34 protein-coding genes are annotated in these 26,590 nt (G+C 64.3%); 15 read left to right on the forward strand and 19 right to left on the reverse strand.

All coding sequences use genetic code 11. The annotated features are described in order from the left end of the window. Positions 1–37: 37 nt before the first annotated feature. Both AC1D05_RS28065 and AC1D05_RS28070 read right to left on the reverse strand, forming a co-directional pair. A complete protein-coding gene (locus tag AC1D05_RS28065; protein ID WP_477445022.1) occupies positions 38–343 on the reverse strand; it encodes a hypothetical protein in 306 nt (101 codons plus the stop codon). Continuing rightward, entirely contained in the window at positions 264–887 is a 624-nt protein-coding gene (locus AC1D05_RS28070; RefSeq protein WP_477445024.1) for a YdaU family protein, read from the reverse strand. Before AC1D05_RS28070 ends, AC1D05_RS28065 begins: the two co-directional genes overlap by 80 nt. Before the next feature lie 110 nt (positions 888–997). On the opposite strand from AC1D05_RS28070, the gene AC1D05_RS28075 reads away from it, so the two are divergent. Both AC1D05_RS28075 and AC1D05_RS28080 read left to right on the forward strand, forming a co-directional pair. Continuing rightward, on the forward strand, positions 998–1,279 hold the full coding sequence (locus tag AC1D05_RS28075) for a DUF982 domain-containing protein (RefSeq protein WP_477445026.1): 282 nt from the start codon (positions 998–1,000) through the stop codon (positions 1,277–1,279). Between the two features lie 99 nt (positions 1,280–1,378). Beyond that, the gene (locus tag AC1D05_RS28080; RefSeq protein ID WP_477445340.1) at positions 1,379–1,687 is read left to right on the forward strand and encodes a DUF982 domain-containing protein; all 309 of its coding nucleotides are present in this window, start codon (positions 1,379–1,381) and stop codon (positions 1,685–1,687) included. Between the two features lie 430 nt (positions 1,688–2,117). On the opposite strand, the gene AC1D05_RS28085 is transcribed toward AC1D05_RS28080, so the two are convergent. Both AC1D05_RS28085 and AC1D05_RS28090 read right to left on the reverse strand, forming a co-directional pair. After that, positions 2,118–2,801, reverse strand: coding sequence for a GcrA cell cycle regulator (locus tag AC1D05_RS28085; protein WP_477445028.1), 684 nt, complete (start codon positions 2,799–2,801; stop codon positions 2,118–2,120). Between the two features lie 129 nt (positions 2,802–2,930). Continuing rightward, the gene (locus AC1D05_RS28090) at positions 2,931–3,368 is read right to left on the reverse strand and encodes a hypothetical protein (protein ID WP_477445030.1); all 438 of its coding nucleotides are present in this window, start codon (positions 3,366–3,368) and stop codon (positions 2,931–2,933) included. 26 nt (positions 3,369–3,394) lie between these two features. Here AC1D05_RS28090 and AC1D05_RS28095 point away from each other — a divergent pair, with 26 nt between their 5' ends. Together AC1D05_RS28095 and AC1D05_RS28100 are read left to right on the forward strand one after the other, a co-directional pair. After that, positions 3,395–4,099 carry an XRE family transcriptional regulator gene (locus tag AC1D05_RS28095; RefSeq protein ID WP_477445032.1) on the forward strand — a complete coding sequence of 235 codons (705 nt, stop codon included), beginning with the start codon at positions 3,395–3,397 and terminating at the stop codon, positions 4,097–4,099. A gap of 97 nt (positions 4,100–4,196) precedes the next feature. Further along, complete coding sequence (locus AC1D05_RS28100; RefSeq protein WP_172226328.1) at positions 4,197–4,487, forward strand: ribbon-helix-helix domain-containing protein; 291 nt, start codon at positions 4,197–4,199, stop codon at positions 4,485–4,487. Positions 4,488–4,792: 305 nt separating this feature from the next. Here AC1D05_RS28100 and AC1D05_RS28105 read toward each other — a convergent pair whose 3' ends face one another. After that, positions 4,793–5,095 (reverse strand): hypothetical protein, encoded by a 303-nt coding sequence (locus tag AC1D05_RS28105; protein ID WP_477445034.1) that lies wholly within the window; start codon positions 5,093–5,095, stop codon positions 4,793–4,795. 181 nt (positions 5,096–5,276) lie between these two features. Here AC1D05_RS28105 and AC1D05_RS28110 point away from each other — a divergent pair, with 181 nt between their 5' ends. From AC1D05_RS28110 to AC1D05_RS28125, 4 genes are all read left to right on the forward strand, one after another. Continuing rightward, positions 5,277–5,639, forward strand: a complete 363-nt coding sequence (locus tag AC1D05_RS28110) for a hypothetical protein (protein WP_477445036.1) — start codon at positions 5,277–5,279, stop codon at positions 5,637–5,639. A 96-nt stretch (positions 5,640–5,735) separates the two neighbouring features. Beyond that, positions 5,736–6,323: a hypothetical protein gene (locus AC1D05_RS28115; protein WP_477445038.1), complete on the forward strand. Its 588-nt coding sequence runs from the start codon at positions 5,736–5,738 to the stop codon at positions 6,321–6,323. Further along, positions 6,320–6,910 carry a hypothetical protein gene (locus AC1D05_RS28120; RefSeq protein ID WP_477445040.1) on the forward strand — a complete coding sequence of 197 codons (591 nt, stop codon included), beginning with the start codon at positions 6,320–6,322 and terminating at the stop codon, positions 6,908–6,910. Before AC1D05_RS28115 ends, AC1D05_RS28120 begins: the two co-directional genes overlap by 4 nt. Next, on the forward strand, positions 6,907–7,488 hold the full coding sequence (locus AC1D05_RS28125; RefSeq protein WP_477445042.1) for a hypothetical protein: 582 nt from the start codon (positions 6,907–6,909) through the stop codon (positions 7,486–7,488). The genes AC1D05_RS28120 and AC1D05_RS28125 overlap by 4 nt, the downstream gene beginning before the upstream one ends. Positions 7,489–7,615: 127 nt before the next feature. On the opposite strand, the gene AC1D05_RS28130 is transcribed toward AC1D05_RS28125, so the two are convergent. Next, the gene (locus AC1D05_RS28130; RefSeq protein WP_477445044.1) at positions 7,616–8,923 is read right to left on the reverse strand and encodes a hypothetical protein; all 1,308 of its coding nucleotides are present in this window, start codon (positions 8,921–8,923) and stop codon (positions 7,616–7,618) included. A gap of 172 nt (positions 8,924–9,095) precedes the next feature. Here AC1D05_RS28130 and AC1D05_RS28135 point away from each other — a divergent pair, with 172 nt between their 5' ends. Next, positions 9,096–9,674, forward strand: a complete 579-nt coding sequence (locus AC1D05_RS28135; protein ID WP_477445046.1) for a flagellar basal body-associated protein FliL — start codon at positions 9,096–9,098, stop codon at positions 9,672–9,674. A 29-nt stretch (positions 9,675–9,703) separates the two neighbouring features. Here the strand turns inward: AC1D05_RS28135 and AC1D05_RS28140 are convergent, their stop codons facing one another. The 3 genes from AC1D05_RS28140 to AC1D05_RS28150 form a co-directional block, all read right to left on the reverse strand. Further along, positions 9,704–10,717 carry an ABC transporter permease gene (locus tag AC1D05_RS28140; protein ID WP_477445048.1) on the reverse strand — a complete coding sequence of 338 codons (1,014 nt, stop codon included), beginning with the start codon at positions 10,715–10,717 and terminating at the stop codon, positions 9,704–9,706. Continuing rightward, positions 10,714–12,300, reverse strand: coding sequence for a sugar ABC transporter ATP-binding protein (locus tag AC1D05_RS28145; protein ID WP_477445050.1), 1,587 nt, complete (start codon positions 12,298–12,300; stop codon positions 10,714–10,716). Before AC1D05_RS28145 ends, AC1D05_RS28140 begins: the two co-directional genes overlap by 4 nt. Positions 12,301–12,603: 303 nt before the next feature. Then, positions 12,604–13,551, reverse strand: a complete 948-nt coding sequence (locus tag AC1D05_RS28150; protein ID WP_027044289.1) for a substrate-binding domain-containing protein — start codon at positions 13,549–13,551, stop codon at positions 12,604–12,606. 373 nt (positions 13,552–13,924) lie between these two features. Between AC1D05_RS28150 and AC1D05_RS28155 the strand changes: the two genes are divergently transcribed. Genes AC1D05_RS28155 through AC1D05_RS28165 form a run of 3 tightly spaced genes read left to right on the forward strand, consistent with a single transcriptional unit; the run spans position 13,925 to position 15,255 of the window. Then, complete coding sequence (locus AC1D05_RS28155; RefSeq protein WP_477445052.1) at positions 13,925–14,113, forward strand: type II toxin-antitoxin system HicA family toxin; 189 nt, start codon at positions 13,925–13,927, stop codon at positions 14,111–14,113. A gap of 5 nt (positions 14,114–14,118) precedes the next feature. Continuing rightward, the gene (locus AC1D05_RS28160; RefSeq protein ID WP_477445054.1) at positions 14,119–14,520 is read left to right on the forward strand and encodes a type II toxin-antitoxin system HicB family antitoxin; all 402 of its coding nucleotides are present in this window, start codon (positions 14,119–14,121) and stop codon (positions 14,518–14,520) included. Positions 14,521–14,556: 36 nt separating this feature from the next. Beyond that, a complete protein-coding gene (locus tag AC1D05_RS28165; protein ID WP_477445056.1) occupies positions 14,557–15,255 on the forward strand; it encodes a RibD family protein in 699 nt (232 codons plus the stop codon). A 115-nt stretch (positions 15,256–15,370) separates the two neighbouring features. Here the strand turns inward: AC1D05_RS28165 and AC1D05_RS28170 are convergent, their stop codons facing one another. Together AC1D05_RS28170 and AC1D05_RS28175 are read right to left on the reverse strand one after the other, a co-directional pair. After that, complete coding sequence (locus AC1D05_RS28170; RefSeq protein ID WP_477445058.1) at positions 15,371–16,060, reverse strand: GDSL-type esterase/lipase family protein; 690 nt, start codon at positions 16,058–16,060, stop codon at positions 15,371–15,373. 181 nt (positions 16,061–16,241) lie between these two features. Continuing rightward, the gene (locus AC1D05_RS28175; protein ID WP_477445060.1) at positions 16,242–17,132 is read right to left on the reverse strand and encodes an SDR family oxidoreductase; all 891 of its coding nucleotides are present in this window, start codon (positions 17,130–17,132) and stop codon (positions 16,242–16,244) included. Between the two features lie 101 nt (positions 17,133–17,233). Here AC1D05_RS28175 and AC1D05_RS28180 point away from each other — a divergent pair, with 101 nt between their 5' ends. Next, positions 17,234–18,061, forward strand: coding sequence for a helix-turn-helix transcriptional regulator (locus AC1D05_RS28180; RefSeq protein WP_477445062.1), 828 nt, complete (start codon positions 17,234–17,236; stop codon positions 18,059–18,061). Positions 18,062–18,095: 34 nt separating this feature from the next. Here the strand turns inward: AC1D05_RS28180 and AC1D05_RS28185 are convergent, their stop codons facing one another. The 3 genes from AC1D05_RS28185 to AC1D05_RS28195 are packed head-to-tail and all read right to left on the reverse strand — an operon-like array spanning position 18,096 to position 20,565. Next, complete coding sequence (locus AC1D05_RS28185) at positions 18,096–18,542, reverse strand: SRPBCC family protein (protein ID WP_477445064.1); 447 nt, start codon at positions 18,540–18,542, stop codon at positions 18,096–18,098. Next, positions 18,539–19,321, reverse strand: a complete 783-nt coding sequence (locus tag AC1D05_RS28190) for an IclR family transcriptional regulator (RefSeq protein ID WP_477445066.1) — start codon at positions 19,319–19,321, stop codon at positions 18,539–18,541. Before AC1D05_RS28190 ends, AC1D05_RS28185 begins: the two co-directional genes overlap by 4 nt. 44 nt (positions 19,322–19,365) lie before the next feature. After that, on the reverse strand, positions 19,366–20,565 hold the full coding sequence (locus AC1D05_RS28195; protein ID WP_477445068.1) for an adenosylhomocysteinase: 1,200 nt from the start codon (positions 20,563–20,565) through the stop codon (positions 19,366–19,368). A gap of 388 nt (positions 20,566–20,953) precedes the next feature. Here AC1D05_RS28195 and AC1D05_RS28200 point away from each other — a divergent pair, with 388 nt between their 5' ends. Both AC1D05_RS28200 and AC1D05_RS28205 read left to right on the forward strand, forming a co-directional pair. After that, positions 20,954–21,700, forward strand: coding sequence for a glycosyltransferase family 25 protein (locus AC1D05_RS28200; RefSeq protein WP_477445070.1), 747 nt, complete (start codon positions 20,954–20,956; stop codon positions 21,698–21,700). Positions 21,701–21,765: 65 nt separating this feature from the next. Continuing rightward, the gene (locus AC1D05_RS28205) at positions 21,766–22,392 is read left to right on the forward strand and encodes a class I SAM-dependent methyltransferase (RefSeq protein WP_477445072.1); all 627 of its coding nucleotides are present in this window, start codon (positions 21,766–21,768) and stop codon (positions 22,390–22,392) included. Here AC1D05_RS28205 and arsK read toward each other — a convergent pair. From arsK to AC1D05_RS28230, 5 genes are all read right to left on the reverse strand, one after another. Continuing rightward, complete coding sequence (arsK, locus tag AC1D05_RS28210) at positions 22,356–23,648, reverse strand: arsenite efflux MFS transporter ArsK (protein ID WP_477445074.1); 1,293 nt, start codon at positions 23,646–23,648, stop codon at positions 22,356–22,358. The two genes, AC1D05_RS28205 and arsK, sit on opposite strands and share 37 nt — an antisense overlap. Further along, complete coding sequence (locus tag AC1D05_RS28215; protein ID WP_477445076.1) at positions 23,645–25,036, reverse strand: NAD(P)-binding protein; 1,392 nt, start codon at positions 25,034–25,036, stop codon at positions 23,645–23,647. Before AC1D05_RS28215 ends, arsK begins: the two co-directional genes overlap by 4 nt. Positions 25,037–25,078: 42 nt before the next feature. After that, positions 25,079–25,399: an ArsR/SmtB family transcription factor gene (locus tag AC1D05_RS28220; protein ID WP_477445078.1), complete on the reverse strand. Its 321-nt coding sequence runs from the start codon at positions 25,397–25,399 to the stop codon at positions 25,079–25,081. Positions 25,400–25,463: 64 nt separating this feature from the next. Continuing rightward, positions 25,464–25,886 (reverse strand): arsenate reductase (glutaredoxin), encoded by a 423-nt coding sequence (arsC, locus tag AC1D05_RS28225; RefSeq protein ID WP_477445080.1) that lies wholly within the window; start codon positions 25,884–25,886, stop codon positions 25,464–25,466. After that, entirely contained in the window at positions 25,883–26,584 is a 702-nt protein-coding gene (locus AC1D05_RS28230; RefSeq protein WP_477445082.1) for an aquaporin, read from the reverse strand. Before AC1D05_RS28230 ends, arsC begins: the two co-directional genes overlap by 4 nt. Between the last annotated feature and the right edge of the window lie 6 nt (positions 26,585–26,590).

The following is a 26,590-nucleotide window of genomic DNA, read 5'->3' on the forward strand; positions in this document are numbered from 1 at the left end:
TGATTGGAGAGGGGGCGCTGGCCCGCCGACCTGTCGATCACCCCGCCACCTGCTTGACGGGCGCTGGCGCCACCCGCCGCGCCATCAGCTCGCGCATCACCCGCCGCTCCCGCACCTCGATGCAGAGCTGCGCGCTCGACGGGCAGAACTGGGCGTTGCCGCTTTTCACCTCGCCGCGCACGAAGCGCTGGATGGCGGCCTGCAGATCGGCAAGTTCGGCGTCGCGCACCGCGCCGAGATAACCGCGCATCTGCATCTCGACGTCAGTCAGGGCGGATTGCGGGAAGCATGAGAACATCGCCGCCAGCGCCTTCGTCGCCTGCTGCAGTTCGGCTGCGGTCATGGCTGCGGATCTCCTCGATAATGGCGTTGGCGGCGTCGGCATGGGTTTTCGGCCGCTGCCAGCCGGGTTTTTTCCCCGAAAAGACGCGAGCCGTTTTGTTTTTACCCGCGGTGAACAAAGGCTCCGCCTTTTCCCGGGAAAAGGCGTCGGCCTTTTCACTCTGGTTTCTGGAGTCTGGAGAATGCCGCGGCAAAGTGCTGGCATTTGCCGCCCCATGCCCCTTTGTTTTCAAGGCCGTAGCCAGGCCGCCGCGCGCCCCAGCGGCGGCCCTCGCCTCGCTTTTGACCTGCGCCTTGTGCAGCTCTTTGGTCAGCCTCTTGTGGCCGATCTCGCCCGCCTCGCGCTCGAAGAAGGTCAACAGATCGGCGCTGATGGCGCGCCACTTCTTGAGTGACAGCCGCGCCACCCTTGCGAGCTTGGCATCGTCGTCGGGCAGGCTGCCGCCGGCGTTCCACATCGCCATCAGGATGAGCATGTAGGCGCCGATCTGCTCGGTGGAGAGCTGCAACGTGTCGCCGACGAAATCGGAGACGTAGAGCTGCATGAAAGGCCGCTCGCTCATGCTGCGCTCCACGCCATGCTTGCACGCAAGCTAATGGAACCAGCCGCCGGCCCGCACGTTATGCAGCGACCAATCCATGGGGAGGTTTGCCGATGACGGCTTTCATGCCGATTACGCTGCGCTTTTGCGACAACAAGACCATGCTGGTCGGCTCGGTCGCCGATGCCGAGACGGCGCTGCGCCAGCAATGGCCCGACAAGACCGCGCCCAGCTATATCGATGCCGCAAGGCTGGTCAGGCTCGCCATCGAGGGCACTTGCTGCCCGCGCACCGCCTTTGAGGCCTTCAGCAAGGCCGCCAGGCAGCAGAGCATATTGGTGGCCAGGCCGAGAAGCCGTGCGCATGACTGGCTCGATGCCGCCGCCAACCCGTGATACCATCGCGACGGCGATGCAACCGCGTGGCGGCCTCGCGCGTTTATGAGCGCGGGCTTTAAAGCCGCGCCGAGATTGAAGGTGAACGCCGTGGGTACGATGAAAACCGGAGTGCCACTCAAAGTCAGCATGGACGGGCATGTCGAGGAGATCGACAGCGTCTGCGATGCCGCCGATTTCCTGCAGCGCTGGCCGGTCGAGCGGCGCGGCCATGTCTACCGCAGCGCGCTCAACGCCTGCAGTGCGGCGATCGCAGCGCAGATTTCGGAATCCGACGCCATAAAAGTGTTCACCGGCTTTGCCCGCGTCGCCGGGGTTCTGGTTGCCGAGGGCGGCCCGGCCATGAAGCTGGAGGCACGCAGCGTGCAGAGCCGCATGCCCAAGCAGGGTCGGCAGATACCGAAATAGGGTGAAGGGGACGCTGCCCGCTATGCACACATCTTCTCTTACTGGCATGACTGATCGGCCCGAGGCTTGATTGCCACGTGGTTCCCCCAATCCGTCGCTGCTTCGCAGCGCCACCATGCCGGGGCGAGCCACGGGTCTCGCCCGTCCTTCGGACCCCCTCTCCGGAGGGAAAGGAAGGGAGCGTTGCTGGACGAGCGTTGATGGCAAAAAGCCTGGCGCCTTTCCTCTACCCCGTCGATCGGGGGGTCCGAAGGACGGGCGAGACCCGTGGCTCGCCCCGGCAGGTGGCTCGGCGAAGCCGAGACGGAGTGGGGGTCGACCGGCGCAGCATAAGACAATGCATGCACCAAGCTCCTATGCACGCTATCGCCAAAGACCAGCTGCTTGGAAATGTGTGCATGCCGTAGCCGTAAACGGGGAGAAGGAAAATTCACGCGCAGACCCGCCTCTGAAACCGCGCCTGGTGGTAGCTGCAGTAGCTTTTCAGCGCCCTTGTGCGCATGCCGCAGCACAGCATGTCGGCGCCGGGCCGGCCGCCCGGGGCATCGTTTTCGGCATCCTCTTCCAGCGTCAAATCCATCGGCGCGCGGCAGCGGGAAAACAGGCAGTCGACGAAGCGCATCGCCACGCCTTGCGGCTGGCGGCCGATCGGTCCGCGCGGCGGCGCCGGCACCTTGAAACGATAGGCCTCGCCATCGGCGATCAGCACCCCCACTTCGCGCACGAACAGGCGCGGCGGCAGCCAGGCCGGCGAGGAGTCGTGCCTGGGTCGGACTTTGTTCTTGCGTACGGCGGTGCCCTCGGCGGCAGTCACGCCAGCGCGCTTTTCCACAGCCGCTTTGCCAATAACCTTGCCCTTTGCCCGCCTTGCGGCCGCCGGCTTGCGTACTGCCGGCTCCCCGGCGGCTTGCCTGGCGACCGGCGGCATCCCCCGGCCATTGGCAAAGCCGATCGCACCCAGCATGGCGTTGCGGTGGACAATGCCGATGATGGCGTTGCGCGAGACCGGGCTGCCGCGCAGCGCGCTGAACGCCGCCGCAATCCTCGAGGCCGAAAGCCCCTCCCTCAGCCAGCGGGCGATCTCTTGCAATTCGGCGTAGCTGTAGCTTGCCATGTCCAGGTTCCATCCAAGGGTGCGCCTTCGGCAGCGCTTGCAAGCGCGCCGTCGGCCAGGCGTCAGGGTTCGGGCCCGGTTGGGGCCACGGTCAGGGTGTTCGGTTCGAAAGCAGGCTCGCGGGCCGGATCAGCCGGAGCGGATCGAATGCCCGGCGCAAAGGCGCGCCAGCCGCGCCTCGGCGGTCTTCCTGTCGGGGGCGGAAACCGCCCTGCCCGTCATCGCCTCGAACAGGATGACGGTGCCGTCCTGCGTGCGGATGCAGGAGCGGGCAAACGGACCGGCAAATAAAGCGGCCCGTTCTAATTGGGGGCCGGAGCCGCGGGGAGCGGCGGCTCCGGCCGTTCCGGCCGCCGGTGACGGGCGTGCCGGACCCGAGGCATCAAAGCGCTCGGGCTTCGCCCCGGCCGGGGAGGAGGACGGCCGGGACGGAAGGGAATGCGTGGCAACTTCGGTCGCCGGATGGGCCTCGCGCGAGGCCGGCGCTTCGGCGCCATGAAAGCTGGACAGGTTCTGCATGGCCAGATATAAGCATAACTCAAAAATAGATGCAAGCCATTCTTTCATAGACGAGAGCCGCTTTCATCGCTCACATGGGCGCCATGGCCAAAACGGAACTGTCGATCAAGGTCGGGGCGGCGATCCGCCAGGCGCGCAAGCAGCGCGGTCTGGTCATGCGCCACATTGCCGAGCACAACGACACCGATGTCGCCGCCGTCGGCAACTGGGAAACCGGCCGCAACCTCCCCAAGACCGAGAACCTGTTGAAGACCGCCGCCTTCCTGCGCGTCGACCCGGTCGCACTGGGCCAAGGGCAGGTCGTCTTCCTCGACGATGCCGGCCCGGTGGCCGACGCCGAGATCGTCACTGATGCCGGCCCGTTGCCCGGCGGATCAATGGATATCGAGGTGCTGGGCGCCGCGGTCGGCGGCGACGACGGCGACTTCACCTTCAACGGCGAGCCCGCCGGTTACGTCCAGCGCCCGCCGGGCGTGCGCAACCTGCCAAAGGTGTTCGCGCTGCATGTGCTCTCGGATTCCATGGTGCCGCGCTACGAGCCCGGCGACCTCATCTATTGCGGCGGCCGCGACGCCGTGCCCGGCGACCATGTGGTGATCGAGACCTTTCCGGAAGAAAACGAAAAGAACGGCAAGGCCTTCGTCAAGAAGCTGGTCAAGCGCACCGCGGGCGAGCTGGTGGTCGAGCAGTACAATCCGCCGAAGACCCTGACCTTCAACCGCTATGCGATCAAGCATGTCTGGCGGGTTATACCGCTGAAGGAATTGCTGGGGTATTGAGGGTTCATCACCCCCAGAGGCCATCACTCGACCGGCGGCAGCTTGTGTAAAAGTGTATGATTAAATCATACGCTTCACATTTGCCTAAGGAATGACAATGCGCAGCACCCAGCCACTGACCATCACCTTGCCGCTTGAGATGGCGCAGATGGTAAAGGACAAGGTTTCATCCGGCGAGTACGCGACCGAGAGCGAAGTCATCCGCGATGGCTTGAGAACTCTTGCCGCACGCGACGCAGCGGTCGATCGCTGGCTGCGGGAAGAGGTGGCGCCAACAATGGATGCGCTGCAGAAGGATCCTTCGCTCGTCTCGCCACTCGAGGAAGTGCGCAAGCGACTTCACAACCGCATTGACGCACTGGCGGGCAAGCGTTCACGCCAAGCATGACGCACAGGGTCGTCTTCAGTAAGGCCGCAGAGCAAGACCTGCTGGATTTGCTGACCTATCTGGTTCCACAGGCTGGCGAACGGAAGCCTATGTCGATCGCCTGATCGATTACTGTTCGGACTTTAATACGTTTCCCGAGCGCGGGACTCGCCATGATGATGTTAAGCAAGGCCTCCGCACCGTGGGCTATCGCAGGCGGGCGACGATCGCATTCACCATCAAAGACAAGACAGTGACGATCATCCGAATCTTTCACGGCGGACGAGACGTCATCCTCTCCGTTGAAGATGACTTCTGACACCCCATCAAGCCTTTCTCGACCCCTCCACCAACACCTCCCGCTCGCTCAGCATCTGCGCTTCGCTGCGCACACGCTGGCGCTCGTCTATGAACGCCGCCTGGATCGATACCGCCGTGCCCGGCAGCCCGTCGGCGCGGCAGGCCGAGCAGACGATGCGCCCCGACAATGCCGCCAGCGGCGTGCTGCCATTCACCCCGAACCGCTTCAGCTGGTCGGGCCGCCACCACCTGTTGCGGCCGCAATCGGCGCATTCGACGGAAATCGAGGCGACCTGCGCGATTACTGCTTCCCTGCCCGGCAATACCATCGCCCCTCTTCGCCTTTTGTTCGTGATTTGTTCTTATATTCCTGCGTTTCGAGCCAGGAGTCGAGTCGCCGTTTTAACACTTTCCCAAAAGTTTCTCTTCTACACATATTTGAGTTATGCTTATATAAACTCGCAAATATGAGTCGGCAGGGAATTCGCCGCATCAGACCCGGGAGCAGTGATGGATGCCGCCGATTTCGCCCGCGCCTGCGGTTACACCGGCGACAGCCCTGCTTTGCTCGAAGCCTTCGAGGCGATCCGCCGCAACGGCATCGCGCACGCCCGCCACGACCATTTCCGGCGCAAGGCCGTCATCGACGCGTTGAAGCAGTCGGAGCTGCTGTTCCTGGCCGCGATCGGCCCGGCGCTGTCGGCGCAAGAAGCCATCGAGGACACCGCCCGCTTCATTGCCTGCTGGCGCAACATGCCGCGCTGGCGCCAAGAGAGGCGCCTGCCCGACCTCGTCAGGGCCAGGCAGCAGCGTCTCGTCGCGCGCTTCTTCCGCCGCTACGGCCACCGCCTGTGGGCGCGCGAAGCGGCCTGAGGCGAGCAGGCCTGGACCAGCCTTTTGCGGGTTCCAATGACCAAATTTTCTTTCTAGATTGCTGGGGGGCTGTTCGTTCGACGTGCATGATTTGGAATGTTTAGCACTGCCCGCTCAAGAATTCAGACCTGGATAACGGCCGGCGCGGGGACCATCGCCGCGCTGTTCGTCGCCGGCCTGATGGGTGCCTTCGGCGCCCTGCCCGCTCATGCTCCGCCACAGCTGCCGCTCGACACCGCCATAGACGCCGGGCGCTGGCGCGTGCAGCCGGTGCGCGCCTATGTCAGCCACGGCAAGACCTACGGCGTGCTGTTGAAGCCAGGCCAGAAGGCGCTGGTGCTGGAAGCCGACATGACCAACCGCACCGCGCAATCCGGCAAGGCCTATTTCGATGTCTTCAAGCCGGACGGCATCGCCCTGCCCGACCCCATGCCGATGATCGCGCTCACCCGTGACGCGACGCTGACGCCGGAACTGCATCCGGGGATGACCGAGCGCATGGCCTATGTCTGGCCGCTCGCCGCCGACACCGCCTTGCCGGCCAGCGTGAGCTTCGGCGTCACCGCCGAGATCTTCAAGCCGCGCGACAATCTCTACGGCATGCCCGGCTGGTTCAATCCCTACAGGCTCGGCACCGTCACCTTGCCGGTCGCCGATGTACCGGCCCCGGGAACCGGCTCATGAGAATCCGCGTCCTCGGCAATCTCGCAATTCTTTGCGCCACCGTGGCGCTGAGCTACGGCATGCAGGTGTCGAAGCCGCATTATGCCGACCTCACCGCGCCGATCCCGGTCGATGGTGGCATGCGCGACACGGTGCACGCGCGCAGCTTCGATGTCAGGCTGGACAAGGTGGTCTTTGCCCGCCAGCTCAAGACCAAGCAGTTCGGCCAGGAAAAGCTGGTGACCACCAGCGGCATGTGGGCGGTGGTAACCACCAATCTCACCGCCACCGCCGTCTCCACCACGGTCGCCGACGGCACCTGGCAAGGCCCGACCGGGCTGCGCTACCACCAGACGGAGCGGCTCGGCTACCGCTCGGACATGCCGCCGCATGGTGTCGATCCAGGCTTGGAGAGAAGCGGCTTGTTCGTGTTCGAGATACCGCCCGACCAGATCAGCGGCGCCAGGCTGCTGATATCAGCACGCCAGTTCGGCCCACTCGACGCCCAGGCCCGCATCAGCCTCGACGGACTCCCGATTGGCGCTGATGGCCAGCCGACGGATGTGCTGCCCGAGTATGATTTGGACGCTTCGCAGGGCAAATCATGACCGCCGTTTCGACCGACCTTGGACCGGCAGCCGGCAACGACCCACAGGCCGAGAAAAAATGGCGCCGGCGCAGCCTTATCGCACTCGCCATCTTGCTGCCGCTGACGCTCGCCGAGACCAGCTATGACAGCGCCAGCGAATGGCTGCATGGCGAGGACCTTATCGCCCGGGATGTCGACTTCGGCCAGTCCGTGCCGTTCGGCGGCAGCGACTGGAAACTGGCCGATTTGCGCGGTGGCAAAGCAGGCCGCCTGCCCGACCACGCCCTCGCCGTCATCGCCACCTTCTCCGTAACCGTCGGCGAGCCCGACCTGCAAAAGCAGTGGCTGGGCTGCAAGCTGATGCTGACCGATGCCACAGGCCGCCGCTGGCTGCCCGATTTCATCTCCGGCGTCAGCCTGCCGGATGGGGTGATGAACTGCAGCTCGGCGATCTTCTCCGGCGCCAAGAAGGGCGACATCATCACCATCGGCGATACTTTCATCGTGCCCGAGGATGCGGTGAAAGCCATTCGCCCGGCCGTGGGGCTGGGCAGCGAACGGCCGTGGTTCTTGCGGTTCCAAAGGCCGCCGAAGTGAGCGTCCTTCTCCCCGTTCACGGGGAGAAGATGGCGGCAGCCAGATGAGGGGCAGCGCCAACGCTTCGGTAAGTGGCTACTGAGCACGACGACAGCTGACACAAATCCAAGCGCATCATTCCGGCATGTCAGCGCCGCCCCTCATCCGCCTGCCGGCACCTTCTCCCCGTGAACGGGGCGAAGCTCAGCGAAAACGCCGTCTCCAACACCGCGGCCAGAAAACATATCCTGATCGGCTCGATCAAAATGCCGGTAGAGGAATCCTGGAACGGGCTGCCGAACAGCAACGTCACGCCATGCGAGAAAATCTGCCAGACATCGAGTTCGTGCGGACCGATGAGCCGCGTCGTGCCGAGCCACAGCCAGGCGGCACCCCAGTCGAGCAGGCGGTAACCGACAACAAGCGTGCACAGAAGCAGCAGGCTGGAACTCACCGTCAGCCGCACGCCGTTTGCGATCGGCAGATAGCGCGAGCGGTAGCCGGCGATGAAATGCTCGACGAAATCGCGCAGGAATTTCGGCAGCCCGGCATAGCGCTGGCCAAACCGCTCCACCTGGCTGTGCACGCGCCTCAAGGCAGCATCGTCGCGCACGTCATAGCCATAGATCAGCGCCGCCATCACCAGCCAGATCAGCGGCAAGAGCATGTAGAAGAACAGGTTGATGGCGATCGTCGAGGGCGCGATCGAGGTGATTTCGACGGGCACCATGGGGGCGGCCGTCGCCACCGGCACCGGGGTCGCCAACCCGTCGGCGGTGGCCTGCAGCACCGACCAGAAGGTGCGGCTCATCAGCCATTGCAGCACGCTGTCCTTCCAGCGGCTGATCACATAGAGGCCGACGAAGATCCAGTTGGTCTCGCAGATCACCACGACGATCTGCCAGAACGAGGCGGTTTTCGTCGTCTGCATGAACTTGGCCAGGCGGCGGATCAGCCAGGACACCACCACCGAGATCAGCAGCCAGCGTGAATCCAGGACGTCGAGCACATTGGCGCTCTGGCCGAAATCGGCCTGGTCGAGCGTTTCGCGCGAATATTGCCGCACGATGTCGCCGAGAAAGCCCCAGGCAGCGTAATAGGCGAAGAAGGGCAAGAGCGCGATGGTGATCATCCGCACCAGCCGTGAGCCGCGCCGGTCGGCTGCCGGCTCGTCTGCGATTGAGGCCTTGTCCGCGCCACGCTGGGCAGCGAGCAAATGCGGCAGGCCGGGGCGCAGCACATGGAACATCGCTACCGTCACCACCAGTTGCGCCAATGCCACCAGCGTCAGCATGGCGAGCCCGGCGAAGTGATTGGCGAGCGCCACTCTGGCCGCCAGCTGCATCAGCAGATCACCCGCCAGCACCCCGGCTAGCACCAATGCAACAAGCTGCGGCCAGAACCGCCGCAGCAGCGAAAAACTCAAGCTGATCGGCCTGATGATATCGGCAAACATGAGGTCTCTCACGATGCCACCCGCCCCAGGCCTTTCTAGCAAAGGGCGGCCGTTTTGCAACCGGGACGGGAATGGCCATCCATCCCCGCGCGGATGCCAAGGCATGCGCCGGCCCTGATTCCGTCGGATTGCTGCGCTGATTGGTGCCTCGAAACCGCCGGAAGGACCCGCCATGAAACGCCTTGTTCTCGTAGCCCTGTGGGTGATGGCGCTCGCTTTGTCCGCCCATGCCGCCGGCGACAGCACGACCGGGCTTGCCGACACCACGGTGCTGATCGTGCGCCATGGCGAAAAGCCCGACAGCGGTCCCGGCCTGTCGCCCGAGGGCGAAGCCCGCGCGCAGGCCTATGTCGCCTATTTCCAGCCCTTCATGCTCGACGGCTCGCCCATCCGGCCCGATATGCTGGTGGCCAGCGCCGATTCCAAGAACAGCGCGCGCGAACGGCTGACGCTGACGCCGCTAAGCCAGGCGCTGAAATTGCCCATCGACCAGCGCTTCGCCGACCACGAAGTCCAGAACCTCGTCGCCGCGCTGTCGACCGAAAGCCACGGCAAATCGATCCTGATCGCCTGGCATCACGGCCAGTTGGGAAAACTCATCAAGGCCTTCGGCGCCGACCCCAAGACGCTACTGCCGAACGGCAAATGGCCTGACGATGTGTTCAACTGGGTGGTGGTGCTGCGCTTCGACCATACCGGGCAGCTGGAGCCGGATTCGGTGCGGGTGATTGAGGAGAAGTTGGCGGGTTGAAATGATGTCCGTTGGGCGCAGACCTCTCCTCACCGTCTCACCCTTGACTTCAGCCACCGATCAAACGCCACCGCCAGGATCAGGATCAGCCCAATGACGATGCTCTGGGTGTAGGACGAGACATTGTTGAACTGCAGCCCGTTCTGCAGCACGCCGATCAGCGCCGCGCCCACCACAGTGCCGCCGACCGAGCCGATGCCGCCGAACAGCGAGGTGCCGCCGATGACGACAGCGGAGATGACCGTCAGCTCGTAGCCGATGCCGGCGACCGCTTCGGAAGAATTCAGCCGGGCCGACAGCACGAAGGCGGCCAGCCCGGCGAAGAAGCCGACGATGACATAGACCGAGACCAGGATGCGGTCGACGCGCAGGCCCGACAGCCGTGCCGCCTCGGCATTGCCGCCGACGGCATAGACGGCGCGGCCATAGCGCGTGTAGCGCAGCACGATGTGGCACAGGATCGCGGCAATGGCGAAGATGATCGCCGGCACCGGCACCGGGCCGATCAGGCCGGTGCCGAACCAGCGCATCGAAGCGTCGAAGCCGGAGATCGGGCCGCCATTGGAGATGGTCAGCGTTAGCCCGCGAAACACCGTCAGCCCGCCCAGCGTGACGACGAAGGGCGGCACTTTCAGGCGGGTGATGGCAAGCCCCTGTACGCCACCGGCGGCGGCGCCGACAATGACGGCGGCAAGCAGTGCGGCGAACCAGCCATAACCCTGCGTTCCGCTCGTCGACAGCGACAGCGTGTTGGCGGTGCCGCCCTTGGCAACCACGGCGGCGACCATGCCGCAGAAGGCCAGCAGCGAGCCGACCGACAGATCGATGCCGGCGGTGAGGATGACGAAGGTCATGCCGAGCGCGATCAGCCCGGTGATCGAGATCTGCCGTGTGATGTTGAACAGATTGATCGGGTCCATGAAGCTCGGCTTCAGCACGGTGAAGACGACGATCAGCGCCGCCAGGAACAGCAGCGGCCCGAAACTCACCAACAGCCGCGCGAAATTGATGCCACCGCGCTCACTCTGTTCCGTCACGCTCATCGTGCCCGCCCTTCGTCCTGAGACTGCCCCTCGTCCTGTGGCTTCCTGTCGAGCGCCATCAGTTCCATCAATCGTTCCTCGTTCGCCTCGACGCCCGGCATTTCGCCGGTGATGCGGCCCCGGCGCATGGTGACGATACGGTCCGACACCGCCAGCACTTCGGGCAGCTCGGACGAGATCATCATCACCGCGATGCCGCGCGCCGCAAGCTGCACCAGAATCTGATGCACCTCAGCCTTGGCACCGACATCGACGCCGCGCGTCGGCTCGTCGACGATCAGCACTTTTGGATCGCGTGCGAGCCAGCGCGCCAGGATCACCTTTTGCTGGTTGCCGCCCGACAGGCCCTCGATTGCCTGCTCGGCCGAGGCCATGCGGATCGACAGCATCTTGCGGAAATCGGACAGCGCGTCGCGCTCGCGTCGCTCGGCCATGAAGCCGAAACCGTTGCTGAAACGGCCAAGCGAGGCGACCGAGAAATTTGGCAGGATGCCAAGTGCTGCAAAGATCGCCTGGTGCTTGCGGTCCTCCGGCACCAGGCCGATGCCGAGCGCGATCGCATCCGCCGGCGAGGCCGGCGCGATCTGCTTGCCATCGAGCGTGATGGTGCCCGCCGCGGTCCGGTCGGCGCCGAAAATGGCGCGCGCCAGCTCGGTGCGGCCCGAGCCGACGAGGCCGGCGACGCCGAGGATTTCGCCGGCCTTGAGGTCGATGTCGACACCGTCGAGCACGATGGCATGCGGCGCCTCGGGATCACGCACGGTGCGCAAGCCGCGCACGGACAGCACGACAGCGCCGGCGACCGCGCGCTGCGCCGGCCTCGCGTAGAGTTCGGAGGCCGCGCGGCCGACCATCTTCTCGATGATCCGCGGCAACTGGATCGGCCCGCCCTGGCAGTCGAGATGGCCGGCCAGCCGGCCGTCGCGCAGCACGGTCATGCGGTCGCAGATGGCGGACGCCTCCTCCAGCCGGTGGGTGACGAACATGATAGCGACCTTGTCCTGGCGCAGCCGGCCCATGATCGACAAAAGCCGCTGCACCTCGGTCTCGGTCAGCGCCGAAGTCGGCTCGTCCATGATGATCAGCCGGCTCTTCAGCGATAGCGCGCGGGCGATCTCGACCAGCTGCTGCTCGGCCACCGACAGCGCAGACACCGGCGTCATCGGATCGATGGAGAGGCCGACGCGGGCGATGATGTCGCGGGAGTCCCGCTCCATGCGTTTCCAGCTCACCAGCCCGAGCGGCCCGACCGGCGCGCGGCCGATGAAAATATTCTCCGCCACCGTCAGCGTCGGGATCAGGCTGAGCTCCTGGTAGATGGTGACGATGCCGAGCCGCTTGGCATCTTGCGGGCTGGATGGCGCGTAGTCGGCGCCGTCGAATAGGATGCGCCCGCTGGAGGGTGGCATGACGCCGGACAGGATCTTGAGCAGCGTCGATTTGCCGGCACCGTTTTCGCCGAGCAGGCCGAGGATTTCGCCGGAGCGGATGTCGAGCGAGACATCGCTCAGCGCGGTGACGCCGGAAAAATGCTTGGTGACGCCCTCGACGGCGAGCAGGACGGGCGCGGCTTCAGCTGGCAAGGGTTGCTCCCGGATTGTGGCAAGTCGCGGGACAGCGCCCCCCTCTGTCCTGCCGGACATCTCCCCCACGAGGGGGGAGATTGGACGTCACGCCGGCTTTCGCCAATCTCAAACGTTGCAAGAAAGGCGCGGTCGAAGAAGCAGCCGATCTCCCCCCTTGTGGGGGGTGAGACGTGGTCCGCGAAGCGGACGGAAAGCCAATTGCTTGGCTTTCCGAACGACGAACGCCCGGAGTGACAGCGAAGGGCTGCGTCCGGCAGGGCAGAGGGGGGCGCTGTCCCGCCGGCCTCACCCAATCAGCCCCTACTTCGTCTCGCTCAACCTCTCGGCCTTATCCAGATTGTCCTTGCCGATGACGATGGGCGTCAACAGCACCAGCTTCTCCTTCGGCTCGGTCTTGTTCTTGGCATAGGCGACCGCGATCTGCACGGCGGTGCGCGACTGCTGGCCGGGGAACTGTTCGACCGTGCCGGCGAGCTTGCCGTCGCGCACGGCAACCAGCGCTTCCGGCAGCGCGTCGAAACCGTAGATCTTGACGTCGGTGAAGTTGCGCGCGGCACACGCTTCGAGCGCGCCGAGCGCCATGTCGTCATTGGCGCAGATGATGGCGTCCGGCTTGCCGTTGGCGGCGAGCCCCGCCTCGGTCACCGACAGCGCTTCGGCCCGCGCAAAATTGGCAGTCTGCTCGAAGATGATCTGGTACTTGTCCTTCAGGGGATCGAGCACATTGTGCACGCCCTTGTTGCGGTCGATCGCAGGTCCCGCGCCCGGCTGGCCCTGCAGATGGAACAGCTTGGCGCCATTGGGGAACGCCGCCACCATGGCGCTGGCCTCCGCTTCGCCACCCTTGACATTGTCGGCACCGACATGGGCCAGGATGCCCTCGACACCGTCGACGCGACGGTCGATCGTCACCACCGGAACGCCGGCCTTGACGGCCTCCTCGATGGCGGGCGCCAGCGCGTTGACGTCGAGCGGCGAGATGACGATGGCGTTGACCTTCTGCACCAGCGCCGCCTCGATGTCGGCGGTCTGCTTGGTGGCCGAGTTCTGGCCGTCGCTTTCGGTCAAATTGACGCCTTGCGCGGCGGCTTCCGCCTTGATCTCGTTCAGCATGTGCACGAAGAACGGAAAGCCGAGATTGGGCACCGAGCCCAGTATGGTGAGCTTGTCCTCGGCGAACGCCGAAGGCGCGGCCAGCATCATCGCGCCCGCCGCCACGGACGTCATCAGGAATTCGCGTCTGTTCATGGTTGATCCTCCTCCACAGAGACGCATAATCCCCAAGACCGGGATCGGTCTTGGGAAGGGATCATGCGTCGGTTCAAAGTGTTGGAGCATCCTCCTTGCGCGGGATAGCGCATGCCGCTCCAGCTGATTGCCGTTGCAAAAAACTGCCTCCCATCGGCATCAGCAAATGGATGCTAACCCAGGGTCAACCATTTGTGCAACATCGATATAACAGTGTTTGGCGGCCAATTATCGGAATTATCGGAATTTTGGATGTTGGGCGCTCTGCCCCGGCATAATAGACGCGGCGCTCCCCGGAACTGGCCGGCTTATTGGCTTTGGCTGACTTTCACATTTTGGTTGAAAGGCTGCTTGTCAGTGTGTATAAATACACATGAATAGCACAGACATTATCCGCCTGTTGCAAGCTGACGGTTGGTTCGAGGTTGCCCGCAAGGGCAGCCATGCACAGTTCAAGCACCGCGATAAGCCAGGGCGGGTCACGGTTCCTCATCCCAAGCGCGATATCCCAATAGGCACTCTACGCAGCATCGAAAAGCAATCTGGACTGAAACTGAGGTGACGGACGTGAAGCAGTATATCGGACTTATCCATAAGGATGCCGGCAGCGACTTCGGTGTGTCTTTCCCTGATTTCCCGGGCGTTATCACCGCTGGACAGGATCTGGATGACGCCCGGTCCATGGCTGAAGAGGCCCTCGCCCTCCACATCGAAGGGCTGGTCGAGGATGGCGAGGCTATTCCGGAGCCTTCCAGTTTAGAGGCTGTGATGGCAGACGCCGATAATCGTGACGGTGTTGCAATCCTGGTCGCGGCCAAGACCGAGGCCAGGAAGGCGGTGCGTATCAACGTGACACTGCCGGACGACGTTCTTCGGCGGATCGATGCCTTTGCCGAAGCTCATGGCTATACGCGATCGGGGTTTCTCGCGAAGGCGGCTGAGAAAGCGATGGAACTTGAATCGGCCTGATGCGTGTCGCCCCTAAAGTAACCTCCGGAGAATTGCATGAAGCCGCGCATCATCTGCCATATGCTCGCCTCGCTCGACGGCAGCCTTCACCCGAGCCGCTACACCACGAGCCCGGACGGGACCCGGGCTGAGTGGTCAGGCCTCTATGAACAGATCCACGGCGATCTCGAAGGTGACGCCTGGATCGTCGGCCGCGTCACCATGGCCGAGATGAGCAAGGCTGGTGCGCACCCGCCGGCGCAAATCGGCAAGGTCGATCGGCCGCACCATTTCGCCCAACGCGATGCCGGCAGCTTTGCCGTGGCGCTCGATGCCTCTGGCAAGCTGCACTTTGCCAAGCCCGATGTCGGCGGCGATCATGTCGTGGTGCTGCTCGGGCGTGATGTCGAAGACAGCCATCTGGCCGAGCTCGCCGCCGACGGCGTGTCCTATATCGTCTCGGAAGCGGCCGAAATCGATCTCGCCGCGGTGCTCGACGTGCTTGGGCACGAACTCGGCATAAGCCGGCTGCTGCTCGAGGGCGGCGCCGGCATCAACGGCTCCTTCTTCGCGGCCGGGCTTGTCGACGAGCTCAGCCTGCTCGTCGCGCCCGCGCTCGATGCGCGGGCGGCAAATCAGGGTTTTGTCGAATTCGGCGAAAGCGGCCTCGCCGGCAAGATGCAGTTGTCGCTGACAAGCTGCGAAACCCTCGCGCATGGGCTCATCCACTTGCGCTACGCTGTTACGTCCGGCTGACGCGGCTCCCTCGTGATGTGGACAAAAGACCCTTTCTTCGGGTGTCACGCCTGCCAATTCGCGACGGAGAACACGGTCCGGCTTCCATAGACGCAGTACGTTCTTCAGACGGTGTTCAACGCGGTTGCACCCGCGCGAGCAGCGCCTCTACCATAGGGAGCATGTTTCTGGCGATGATCGCGTCACCCGCTGCATTTGGGTGGTCGTTGTCGGCTTGCAGCAAGTCCGGATGCCCAGTCACACCCTCCTTGAAGTCGGCGTAGAGCAAGTCTCCATGCTTGGTCGCCAGTTCGGAGAACATCTTTGAAAACAACCCGGCATAGTCAGCCGTGTGCCCAGCAGAGAGGTTAGACGAACAATAGCCATAGGCCGCGGTTCCTACCACAAGCACTGGGACGTGCTTCTGGGCGAGGATACTCAGAATCTGGTCGAGGTTCGCTCGCGTGTGATCCAGGTCAATACGAGCGCAATCGTTCTGACCCAGTTCAACGATGACAACGTGGTTTGCAGGGTTCGCCTGCAGGTCCAGGCCGTCCTTGGATTCCGCTAGCCAGGCGAGACCCCGTTTGCTGGTCCCCGTGTACCCCACCTCGACAATTGTCACTGGGTGCCCGGCAGCGTTCAGCCCGGACTTTAGCCTGGTCGCAAAGGTCTCAGTGGCAGCTACTCCATGGCTGTTGATGTAGCTGTCGCCGAGGGTGACGATTGTCGGAGGCGCATCCTCGGCATCCAAATTGCCGGCTAACCCCAACATTGCGGAAAGTGCGGCAAGGGACACAAACGAAACGTCACGCAGCGTTGTCATGGTCTACCTCCCAGCGGGACCATTCGGGGCTATCCTGATCTAAGCCTCAGAGCCCGCGATGGATCGCTACAGCACATTCTCACGACCGCATCGGCGAAGGAAGGTGGCCGCGCCGTGCTGAACGGACGGCCACCACCCCGGCTATCCCGGATTGGTGGCCTGGCTTAGCACCGACGGCGTTTCAGCCGGCGTATCGCATAGCGTCGAGATCGGCGATCAGCGTCGGGCCGGTCGGATGCCAGCCGAGCCTTGCCTGGGTCAGCGCGCTCGAAGCCGGCAGGTCCATCGGCGCGAACATCGCCATCCAGCCGAAATGCTCCGCCGCATTTTCCGGCGCGATGGAAACGACCGGCAATTTCAGCCCCCGGCCGAGCGCCTCGGCGATGGCACGCGTTTCGACACCTTCCTCGCCGACGGCGTTATAGCGCGCGCCCGGCTGCCCCTTCTCCACGGCAAGCCGGTAAAGCCGCGCCGCGTCGAGAAGATGCCCCGCCGAAAAACGGTTGCGGCCTTCGCCGACATAGGCCGAGACGCCTTTCTGGCGCGCGATCTCGATGAGCGGCGTGATGAGCCCCTGCTTGACCGGATTGTGCACCTGCGGCAGGCGCATCACCGACACATTGACGCCGGCCTCCAGCAAGGCATTGCCGGCGAGTTCCGAGGCAATGCGCGGATTGGGATGGCTGGCGTTGAAGACGTCCTCGACCGCCGGCTGGCCATGTCCGGGGCTGCCCATGCCGACGCCCGATGTGATCACCAGCGGGCGGTCGGATCCGGCCAACGCCTGACCGAGCGCGGCGATGACGCGCCTGTCCTTTTCGCAGTTCTCGGCAAAGCGCGAGAAATCATGGTCGAAGCCGGTATGGATCACGGCGTCCGCCTTGGCCGCGCCGGCGCGCAGACCCTCGGGCTCTTCAAGCGTCCCGCGGTGCACCTCGGCGCCCGCGGCGGTGAGCGCCCCGGCGCCGGCGTCGGAGCGGGTGACGCCCACAACCTGGTGGCCGGCCTGGATGAGTTCGGGAACGATGGCCGAACCGATGAAACCGGTCGCGCCGGTGAGAAAGATACGCATGCAAAATCTCCTGACAGTTGCCTGCGTAATATCGACGGTCTATTATTCCATTAAAGTAGTGATCTTATCATGGTATAATCTTTAACAGGATGGCTAACAGGATGCCCACCAGTTCCCCCGGCACGCTCGCTGCCTTCCTGAAGGACCGGCGCACCCGGCTCGATCCCGCCTCGTTCGGCTTTTCCGGCCGCCGGCGCACGCCGGGGCTGCGCCGCGAAGAGGTCGCCCAGCGCGCCAACATCAGCCCGACCTGGTACACATGGCTGGAACAGGGCCGTGGCGGCGCGCCTTCGGCCGACGTGCTGAACCGCATCGCGAAGGGGCTGATGCTGACCGAGGCGGAACGCGAACATCTCTTCATGCTCGGGCTCGGGCGCCCGCCCGAGGTCCGTTACCGGGGCGACGAGGGCGTCAGCCCGCGGTTGCAGCGCCTCATCGACACGCTCGATGCCAGTCCCGCTTTGATCAAGACCGCGACCTGGGACGTCGTTGCCTGGAACCGCGCCGCCGAGATCGTGCTGACCGACTATGGCAGCATCCCCGCCGGCCGGCGCAATGTCCTGCGCTTCATGTTCCTCACGCCTCACATCCGCGCCAAACAGCACGATTGGGAAAACCTTGCCCGTTTCGTGGTCGGCGCTTTCCGGGCCGATGCGGCGCGTGCCGGCGCGGTCTCCGAGGTCACCCAGCTGGTCGATGAACTGTGCAGCGGCAGCGCCGAATTCGCAGAGTTGTGGCAGGAGAACGATGTGCTCGCCCATGGCGACGGCACAAAGCGCCTGAAGCACCCGGAACTGGGTGACATCGAACTGGAATACTCGTCCTTCGCGGTCGACGGCAGGCCGGATCTGAACCTGACCGTCTACAACCCGATCGACAGCAAGGTCGCCGACCGTATTCGCGCCCTGGCCAAGCGCCCCAGGGGGTAAAGGCTGGGGGCGGCTGCTACAGCGCCCGCCCCCCTCAACTTCGCTCGCACACCGCCTTCAGGATCTGCAAGGTCGGCCCCCAGTAGAGATCGGCATGCGGGCGGATCGCCGGTTCGGCGAAATCGCTGAGCGTCAGCGTCAGCAGCGTCCCTCCATCCGCCGGCGCCAGGGCGAAGCTGACCAGCGTGTGGTTTTCCGGCGCGTCCGCCAGGCGCGAGGCCGATAGCGTGCTCCAGTAGCTGTAGGTAAAACTCTTGTCCGGCTCGAACGCCCGGACAATGCCGTGGTTCTCGAACGGCATGCCATGCAGCAGCCCGCGTATCACGATAGCGCCGCCGGCATGGCCCTCAAGGCTGACGGTCAGCTCCTCGTCGGACATCCATTGCGGGATCATCGCGGGTATCGTCAGCACGCGCCAGACCTTGGCCGGTTCGGCGCCAATGGCAACGGTCTTGACGATCGGCACGGAGGGATCGGTCATGGCGCGCTTTGGCCTGATGGCTCGGGCGCCAGCACCAACCCGATCTCCTGCGCCGCCTGTGCGGCGTGGCGGCGCACGGTGGCAAGGTCGAGCATGCTGTAGCTGGTCGCCACATAGGGCACGGTGAGCGCCGCGACCGAGTGGCCGAACGGCCCGATAACCGGGAAGGCAAGATCGATGACGCCCGGCTGCAACCCGTCCGCCACCTCCTCGTGACCGGCGGCGCGGATGCGGGCAAGCGCATCGCGTACGTCAGCCTTTTCATCAGGGATACCAGCGGCTTGCAGCCATTGATTGACTCTGTCCTGTGGCTGGAACGCCATCAGCGCTCGGCCCGTCGCAGTGGCAAACAGCGGAAACTCGGCGCCGACACGGACGCGAAAGCCGAACGCCGCCGGACTTTCCACCTGCGCCAGGATCAGCACTCGTCCGGCATTGTGGACGCCGAGATTACAGGATTGCTGGATCGCGTCCGACAGCCGCCGCATCGACGGCAGCGCAGCCTGGACGAGGCCGCGCAACGGCTCGTGCCGGTGCGCCAGTTCGAACAGGCGCGGCGACAGGAAATAGAGGCCGGCCGGGCGATCGCGAAAGATATAGCCGCGCCGCTCCAGCGCCTGCAGCACGCGGTAGATCTGGTGGATCGAGCGGCCGACCGCCTCGGAAATCTGGCCCTGGTTCAGCCCGTCCTTCTGCTCGGCCAAGAGCTCGATGATGTCGAACGCCTTTTCCAGGGCCGGTACCGAATAGTCCGGCGCGTCAGCAATTTTGCCAGCCATGCAAAGTTTCCAGGACCAGAATCAGGAATTGCAGGGAAGTATAGTCAGCGTGCCGCCCCCATCGTAGCCATCATCAGCCGGGCGATGCGCCGGTTGATGTCGTCGGGCACCGGCTGCGCGCCTGCTGACAGGTTTTCGCCCTTCACCACCCGCTCCAGCGACAACGCCTGCAGCATGAAGCCGATATCCATGGATTCGATCGAATTGCCCTTTGGCTCGACGCCGGCAAGGTTGAACATCCGCCCCTCGGCGACGAGGATGACATGCCTTCCATTGGTAAGGTCGAGACGCCGCAAGGTACCGTCGAGATCGGTGGTGGCGGTGGTCATGGCGGCGAGGCCTTCGGTGTCGATCTCCCACGGAAAATGCCCGGAATTGGCCAGCACCGCGCCATCCTGCATGGCGGCGATCGTCTCGGCCGGCAGCACCCCGGCCCGGCCGGTGGCGGTGATGAACATTTGCGCCCACGGTGCCAGTTCCACCAGCGGCGCCACCCGGTAGCCGTCGAGTGCAGCCTCCAGCGCCTTGATCTCGTCGACCTCGACGATCGCCACGCGGCCGCCCAGCGCCCGCAGATACTGCGCGATGCCGCGCCCGCACCAGCCATAGCCGACAACGCAGAAGCGGCGGCCGGGGATCATCAGATTGGTGATGCGCATGAAGCTTTCCACCACCGACTGGCCGACCGCGTGCTTGTTCTCGCCGATCGCCTTCAGCGGGCTGTCATTGATGACGATGGAGGGAAACGGCACCTTGCCGGCCAACTCACCGCGCAGCCGGTCGCCGCCCGAGGTCGTCTCCTCGGTGCCGCCCAGGATGGACGCCGCCCTGCCGCGTTCGACAATGCCGGCGGCAAGGTCGGCGCCATTGTCGAGCAGCATGTCGGGCTGCGCGTCCAGCACGCGTGCCAGGTTGGCGTGATGGTCGGCGAGCGTATCGGCGCGGCGGCCGAACACGCCGATGCCCTGGCTCTGCAGGAAGGCGACGACATCGTCCTGCGTCGAACCGTGGTTGCCGGTGCCGACGATCTCGGCGCCGCCTTCGGCCAGCACCTCGAGCAGCACCGCCGTCTTCGGCTCGATATGCAGCGACATGCCGATGCGCTTGCCGGCGAAGCGGCGGCTGGCGCGGAACTCCTCACGCAGCGTGGCCAGCATCGCCATGCGCGACCGGATCCAGGCGACACGGCCGCGGCCGCGTTCGACCAGCTCGGGGGTCGCTGGATTGGCCTGGGCTTGGGTCATTCGACAGCTCCATTCGCTATTAAACACATACAAAAAAGTTTTTTGCATATGATGGGGCACATGAAAGCGCGTCAAGTCCCTGGCCAGCACACAAAGGGCTTCAATCGTGCAAATCGCGCGTGCCCGGCCGAATTACCGCGACCGCCGGAGCGAGGCCGTCATCCTTGGCCAGTGACTTCTTTTCACGGGAAACAGCCATGGCAAAATTCTTTCCGCCCGGTGGGGCAGTTGCTTTTCGGAATTCGCTGAGTGCGGAATTTGACTGTTCTCTGACTCGATCGTATAGAAAAATCTTCTCTGACAAATGCTGGTAAATTTTCCATCTGAAGCGGGTGCCGCAAAGTAGAGACGATTTTATTGGGGGGGGGGGACGATAGTGAAGTGCTTGGTGATTAATCTTGATCGCTCAGTCGATCGGCTTACCGCCGTAACAGCGGAATTTTCTCACATTGGTGTTGCTTTTGAACGCGTTGCCGGTGTCGATGCGATCACCGGCGTTCCGTTTGTCGCGCCTCCGCTCACCGATGCGGAAATCTGTTGCTTTCTCAGTCATCGTCGTTGCTGGCAAATCATCGCAGATGGCCCCGACCGGTATGGCGTCGTGTTCGAGGACGACGTTGTTTTCAGCCACGACGCAGGGTCCGTGCTGGCCGATGACAGTTGGGTCCCGAGAGACGCCGACGTTGTCAAACTGGAAACATTCTTTGGCGGGGTGCGGATCGGTAACCGGCACATCCGCGTAAAGAATGGATACGCGGCAACGCGGCTTTTCGGACAGCATTTGGGTTCGTGTGGGTACGTGCTTGCCAAAGCGGCCGCCGGAAAACTACTCACGAACACGAGGCATCTTAAGGTGCCGGTCGATCTCGCGCTCTTCAGCCCCAATCAGATGACCGCCGCGCGCAATACGACCTACCAGTTGACGCCGGCTCTTTGCGCTCAGGCGCATTTCGTTTCTGGGGATAGACCAGCGAGCTTGATCCAACTCGTTCCAAGGGTCCACATGACGAAGCGGCTAATCAACAGGATAAGTGTCGAGGCGACACGCACGTTCGGGCTTCTTCGAAACAGAGCGTTTTTCGCAACCGAGAAGGTCGACGCCGTGCCGCTACGCCTTCCACTGGCCCGATCATAATTGGTCACCGGCTCGTCACTGCAACTGATATATGAGTGGGGTCACCTGAAGTGAGGGCCGGCCCGATGGAAAGAGAGACCTCGCAGTTGCACTGGAACGCAACATATGAATCGAAACGGGAGGACGGCGTCAGTTGGTTCCAAGACAGTCCAGAGCCGTCTCTTTCGTTGATCAAAGAGATTGCCCATCCTGGGTCGGCCATCATTGATGTAGGCGGCGGCGCCTCGCGACTGGTGGATAATCTCCAAGAACAACTCTTTGAGGATGTCACCGTCCTCGATCTGTCCTCGGCTGCGATCACGGCTGCCCGCAGTCGACTGGCCGAGACTGGCGGGCGAGTGGATTGGATCGTGGCTGACATTCGCACCTGGTCGCCGACACGGCTTTACGATGTTTGGCATGACCGGGCTGCCTTTCATTTCATGGTCGAAAAGGCGGATCGCGACGCTTACCTCGCCAAACTTGGGCAGGCACTCGCACCAAATGGCTACGCGATTATCGCTACTTTCGCGCTCGACGGCCCGGAAAAGTGCAGCGGCTTGCCCGTCCAACGCTACGATGCAAGCAAGCTCGCTCAAGTCCTTGGATCCGGCTTTGCTCTCGTTCGCACACTCGACCATCTGCATCTGACGCCGTGGGGCTCCTCTCAGTCCTTTCAGTTCAGCGTTTTCAGACGAGCCCCTGACACGTAATCTGGAGATGCGGCAAAATTCGCGTTGCGACGGACCGCATCGGCCGTGCCGCTCTCCTCACCCTTGCGCGATTGCCGGCTGATCAGCGCGACGGCGGCGAAGGCCGCGATACCGAACAGGCCGACCACGACATTGAGCCACAAGGCAGGGAAGACGCCGAGGCCTGATATCATCAAGGTGAGGCCGAACGGGGCGAAGGCGGAACTGAACTGGCGCGCCGCCGTGATCCAGCCGACATAGGAACCGTAGCGCTCCTGGCCGAACAATTCGAGCGGCAGCGTGCCGCCGACGATGCTCATCAGGCCCGAGCCGAAGCCGAAAAGCACGGCAAACAGCATGGCGCCGGGAACGGAAGGGGCGACCAGCAGCAGCACCGCAAGGCCGCCGGCCAGTGCGGCGGTCGCGCCAAGCGCCAGCGATGTCTGTGTCAGGCCCCGGCCAAACAGCATGTTGACGAGCCGGCTCGCCACTTGCGACGGGCCAAACAGGCTTGCGACCAGCACCGAGGCTCCGCCGAGACCGACCAAGGTGAGCAGCGGCACCATCTGCACGAGAACCGCCGAAAGCATGAAGCCTTCTATGGCAAATCCGGTCAGCACCAGGACGAACAGCGGCGACCATCGCCGGTTGGGCGCCGGGCCTGACAGGCCTGATGTTGCCGGGATGATCCTCTCCCTCGCCTTGCCGGTGCGGCTGGAAAGCCCGGCCAGCCACCAATGGATCGGCAGGCAGACAAAGGCGTTGAGCGCGGCAAAGAGGATGAGCACCTCGCGCCAGCCGAGATGCTGGTGCAGCAGCGTCGTCAAGGGCCAGAACAGCGTCGAGGCGAAGCCGGCGATCAAGGTGAGATGGGTGATGCCGCGACGCGCGCCGCCGAGTTGAACGATGGCGACGAAGGCCGTGCTGTAGAGCACGAAGCAGGAGGCGAGTTCCATCGCCAGCACGCCGACGGCAAAGCCGGCACGCCCGGGCGCCAGCGCACACAGCAGCAACGCGCCCGCCGCCGCCAGCGATCCCGGCACCATCAACCGCCCTGCCCCGACCCGGTCCGCGAGGCTGCCCGCGAACGGCGCCAGGATGGCACTTGCAAGCAGCGACACCGACAGCACGGCGAACACCCATTGCTGCGACCAGGCGAGTTCCACTGCTACCGCCGGCGCCAGGATGCTGTAGCTGTAATAGAGCGTGCCATAGCCGGTGATCTGGGTGGCACCCAGCGCCCAGATGGCGGAAGCGGGGATCCTGGCGTCGCTCACTCGGCCGCTTCCATCTTGCTTGCACAGCCGCAACCGCCTTTGCCGGTCGCCTTGGCGTCGGCGTCCGCCACGCAGCAGGCATCGACCTCAACCGGCGCCGGTCCTCCGCAACAGCCTTGCGAGACGCGGCCTGCCGGCACCGTGCAGACGCCGGTTTCGGGCAGCACCAATTGCACCGCGTCGGCCGCCGCCATGTCGCCGGCGATCGCCGCCGCGACCGAGCGGACCTGCTCGTAGCCGGTCAACAGCAGGAAGGTTGGCGCACGGCCATAGCTCTTGATGCCGACCGTGTAGAAACCGGGCTCCGGATGGCCGAGCTCGCGGTGGCCGTGCGGCGGCACGTCGCCGCAGGAATGCTCGTTGGGATCGATGAGCGGACCGAGCGCCTTGACGCTTTCCAGCCACGGATCGAGATCGAGCCTGAGCTCCCGGGTCAGCGACAAGTCCGGACGCTGCCCCGTGGCGGCGATGATGCGGTCGACGGGGCCGAGTTGAGCCAAGCCCTCCTCGCTTTGCCCCTCGACGATCAGCCGGCCGTCGCGCTCGTGTATGGCAAGCGTCGCAAAGCCGGTGACCAGCCTGACGCGGCCGCTTTCGGCGAGCTCGCGCACATCGGCGCCGAGTTCGCCGCGCGCCGGCAACTGGTCGGCGTCGCCGCCGCCATAGATGCGCACGAGGTCGGTTCCGCGCACTGCCCAGATGAAAGTCGTGCCGGGCGCGGCATCCGCCAGCCTGGCAAGGTCGAGCAAGGCGTTGGCCGCCGAGTGGCCCGAACCAGCAACCAGCGTCGTGCGGCCGGCATAGAGCGCGCGGTCTCGGCCGAGAACATCCGGGATGCCGTAGGCGATGCGGTCGGCCAATTCCGCCTCGCCCTCCGCCGCGATGCCGCCGGCACCAAGCGGATTGGGCGTGCGCCATGTCCCCGAGGCGTCGATGACCGCGCGGGCGCTGTCACGCCTGGTGCCATCGGCGGTCTCGACCACGAGCATGAACGGCCGCGTCCCGCGCTCACTGCCGCGCACCTTGTCGGCGCCCCAGCGCGATATGGCGACGACACGCGCATTGGTTTCGATTGCCGATGAAAGTTCCGGCAGGCTGGCGAGCGGCTCGAGATAGTGCGCGACGAGTTCATCGGCGGTCGGAAACGCTTCCGCGTCCGGCATCCGCCATCCCTGGCTTTCGAGCAGCCTGCCGGCCGCCTGGTCGACGCAATAGCGCCAGGGCGTGAACACCCGGACATGGCCCCAATCACGCAAATTGGCCGCGACACCGCTGCCGGCTTCATAGAGCTTCACCGGCAGGCCCCGGGCCATGAGATGAACGGCGGCCGCGAGGCCAACCGGGCCGGCGCCGATGACGGCAATGGGCAGATCGTTTTGCATGGCCATAGCTTCTATCCTTCCGGTATTATCGAAATAACAGGCAAAAATTTATGCGGCCGCGTCACCCGCTGCCGGATTGCAAGCCGCATCGGCGCAGCATTCGTCGGCCAGGAAGCCGATGAGATCGTTCATCACGGGATAGTTGGCGCGGCAGATCAGCGTCGTTGCCTGCCGCTCCTGGCTGACCAGCCCAGTCAGGATCAGCCGGTGCAGATGGTGCGACAGCGTCGAGGCGGCGATGCCGAGGCACTCCTGCAGGAAGCCGACCGGCCGGCCCGCCTCGCCGGCCCTCACCAGGATACGATAGAGGTTCAGTCGCGTCGGATTGCCGAGCGCTTCCAACTGCTTCGCTGCTTGTTCGAGTTTCATGGAAATAGCATGCAGCCAGCGACGGAAACCGTCAAGTCCTATTTCGATATTTTTCGAAATAGCTTCAGACGACCCGCTTGCCACTCGCATCGACGACGACCTCACCATCCTCCTTGGTGAACGGGCCGATATCCGGGTTGGGAAGGATATCGAGCACCGCTTCGGACGGCCGGGCCAGCACGACGCCGAGCGGGCTCACCACGATCGGCCGGTTGATCAGGATCGGATGCGCCAGCATGAAATCGATAATCTCGTCGTCGCTCCATTTGGGATCGCCAAGGCCGAGCTCGGCATAGGGCGTGCCCTTCTCGCGCAGCAGCGCGCGCGGCGTCATCGCCATCGCCTCGAGCAATTCGACGAGCCTGTCGCGTGACGGCGGCGTTTTCAGATATTCGATCACCTCCGGCTCCTCGCCGGACTGGCGGATGATCGCCAGCGTGTTGCGCGACGTGCCACAGGCAGGGTTGTGATAGATGATGATGGTCATGGCGCGGCTTTCATTTCAGTGAGGGTCTTGTCAGTGAGGGTCTTGGGTTCAGCCAGCAGCCAGCCGGCGAGCGCCAGCGCCAGCAGCGCGCCCGCCAGTTCCGCGGCTATAAAGGCCGGCACATCGGAGGGCCGGATCCCGGCGAACGTGTTCGAGAAGGCGCGGGCAATGGCCACCGCCGGATTGGCAAACGAGGTCGAGGCGGTGAACCAGTAGGCTGATGTGATGTAGAGCCCGACCAGCCAGGGGATGGCATCGCTCCGGAAGCGCAGGCCGGCAAGAATGGTGAAGACCAGGCCGAAACTCGCGACCAGTTCGGCCAGCCACTGGCCCTGCCCGCTCCGCACCGTTGCCGTCACCTCCAGCAAGGGCAGCTCGAACATGGCATGCGCCACCAGCGTGCCCGCGAGGCCGCCAAGAATCTGGACAGTGATGTAGCCCAGCGCGGCCAGCCAGCCGATGTCGCGCCGTAGCCCGAAAACCAGTGTGACGGCCGGATTTAAATGGGCGCCGGAGACCGGCCCCAGCGTGGCGATCAGCACCACCAGCATGGCGCCGGTTGGAATGGTGTTGCCAAGCAGCGAAAGTGCGGCATCCCCGGTCAGCCGGCTGGCCATGATGCCCGAGCCGACCACCGTTGCGACCAGCATGGCGGTGCCCAAAGCTTCGGCCGCGAGACGGCGCCGAATGTCGGTCATAGCGCC

The sequence above is a fragment of the Mesorhizobium sp. P2_E9 genome (genome assembly GCF_056403815.1).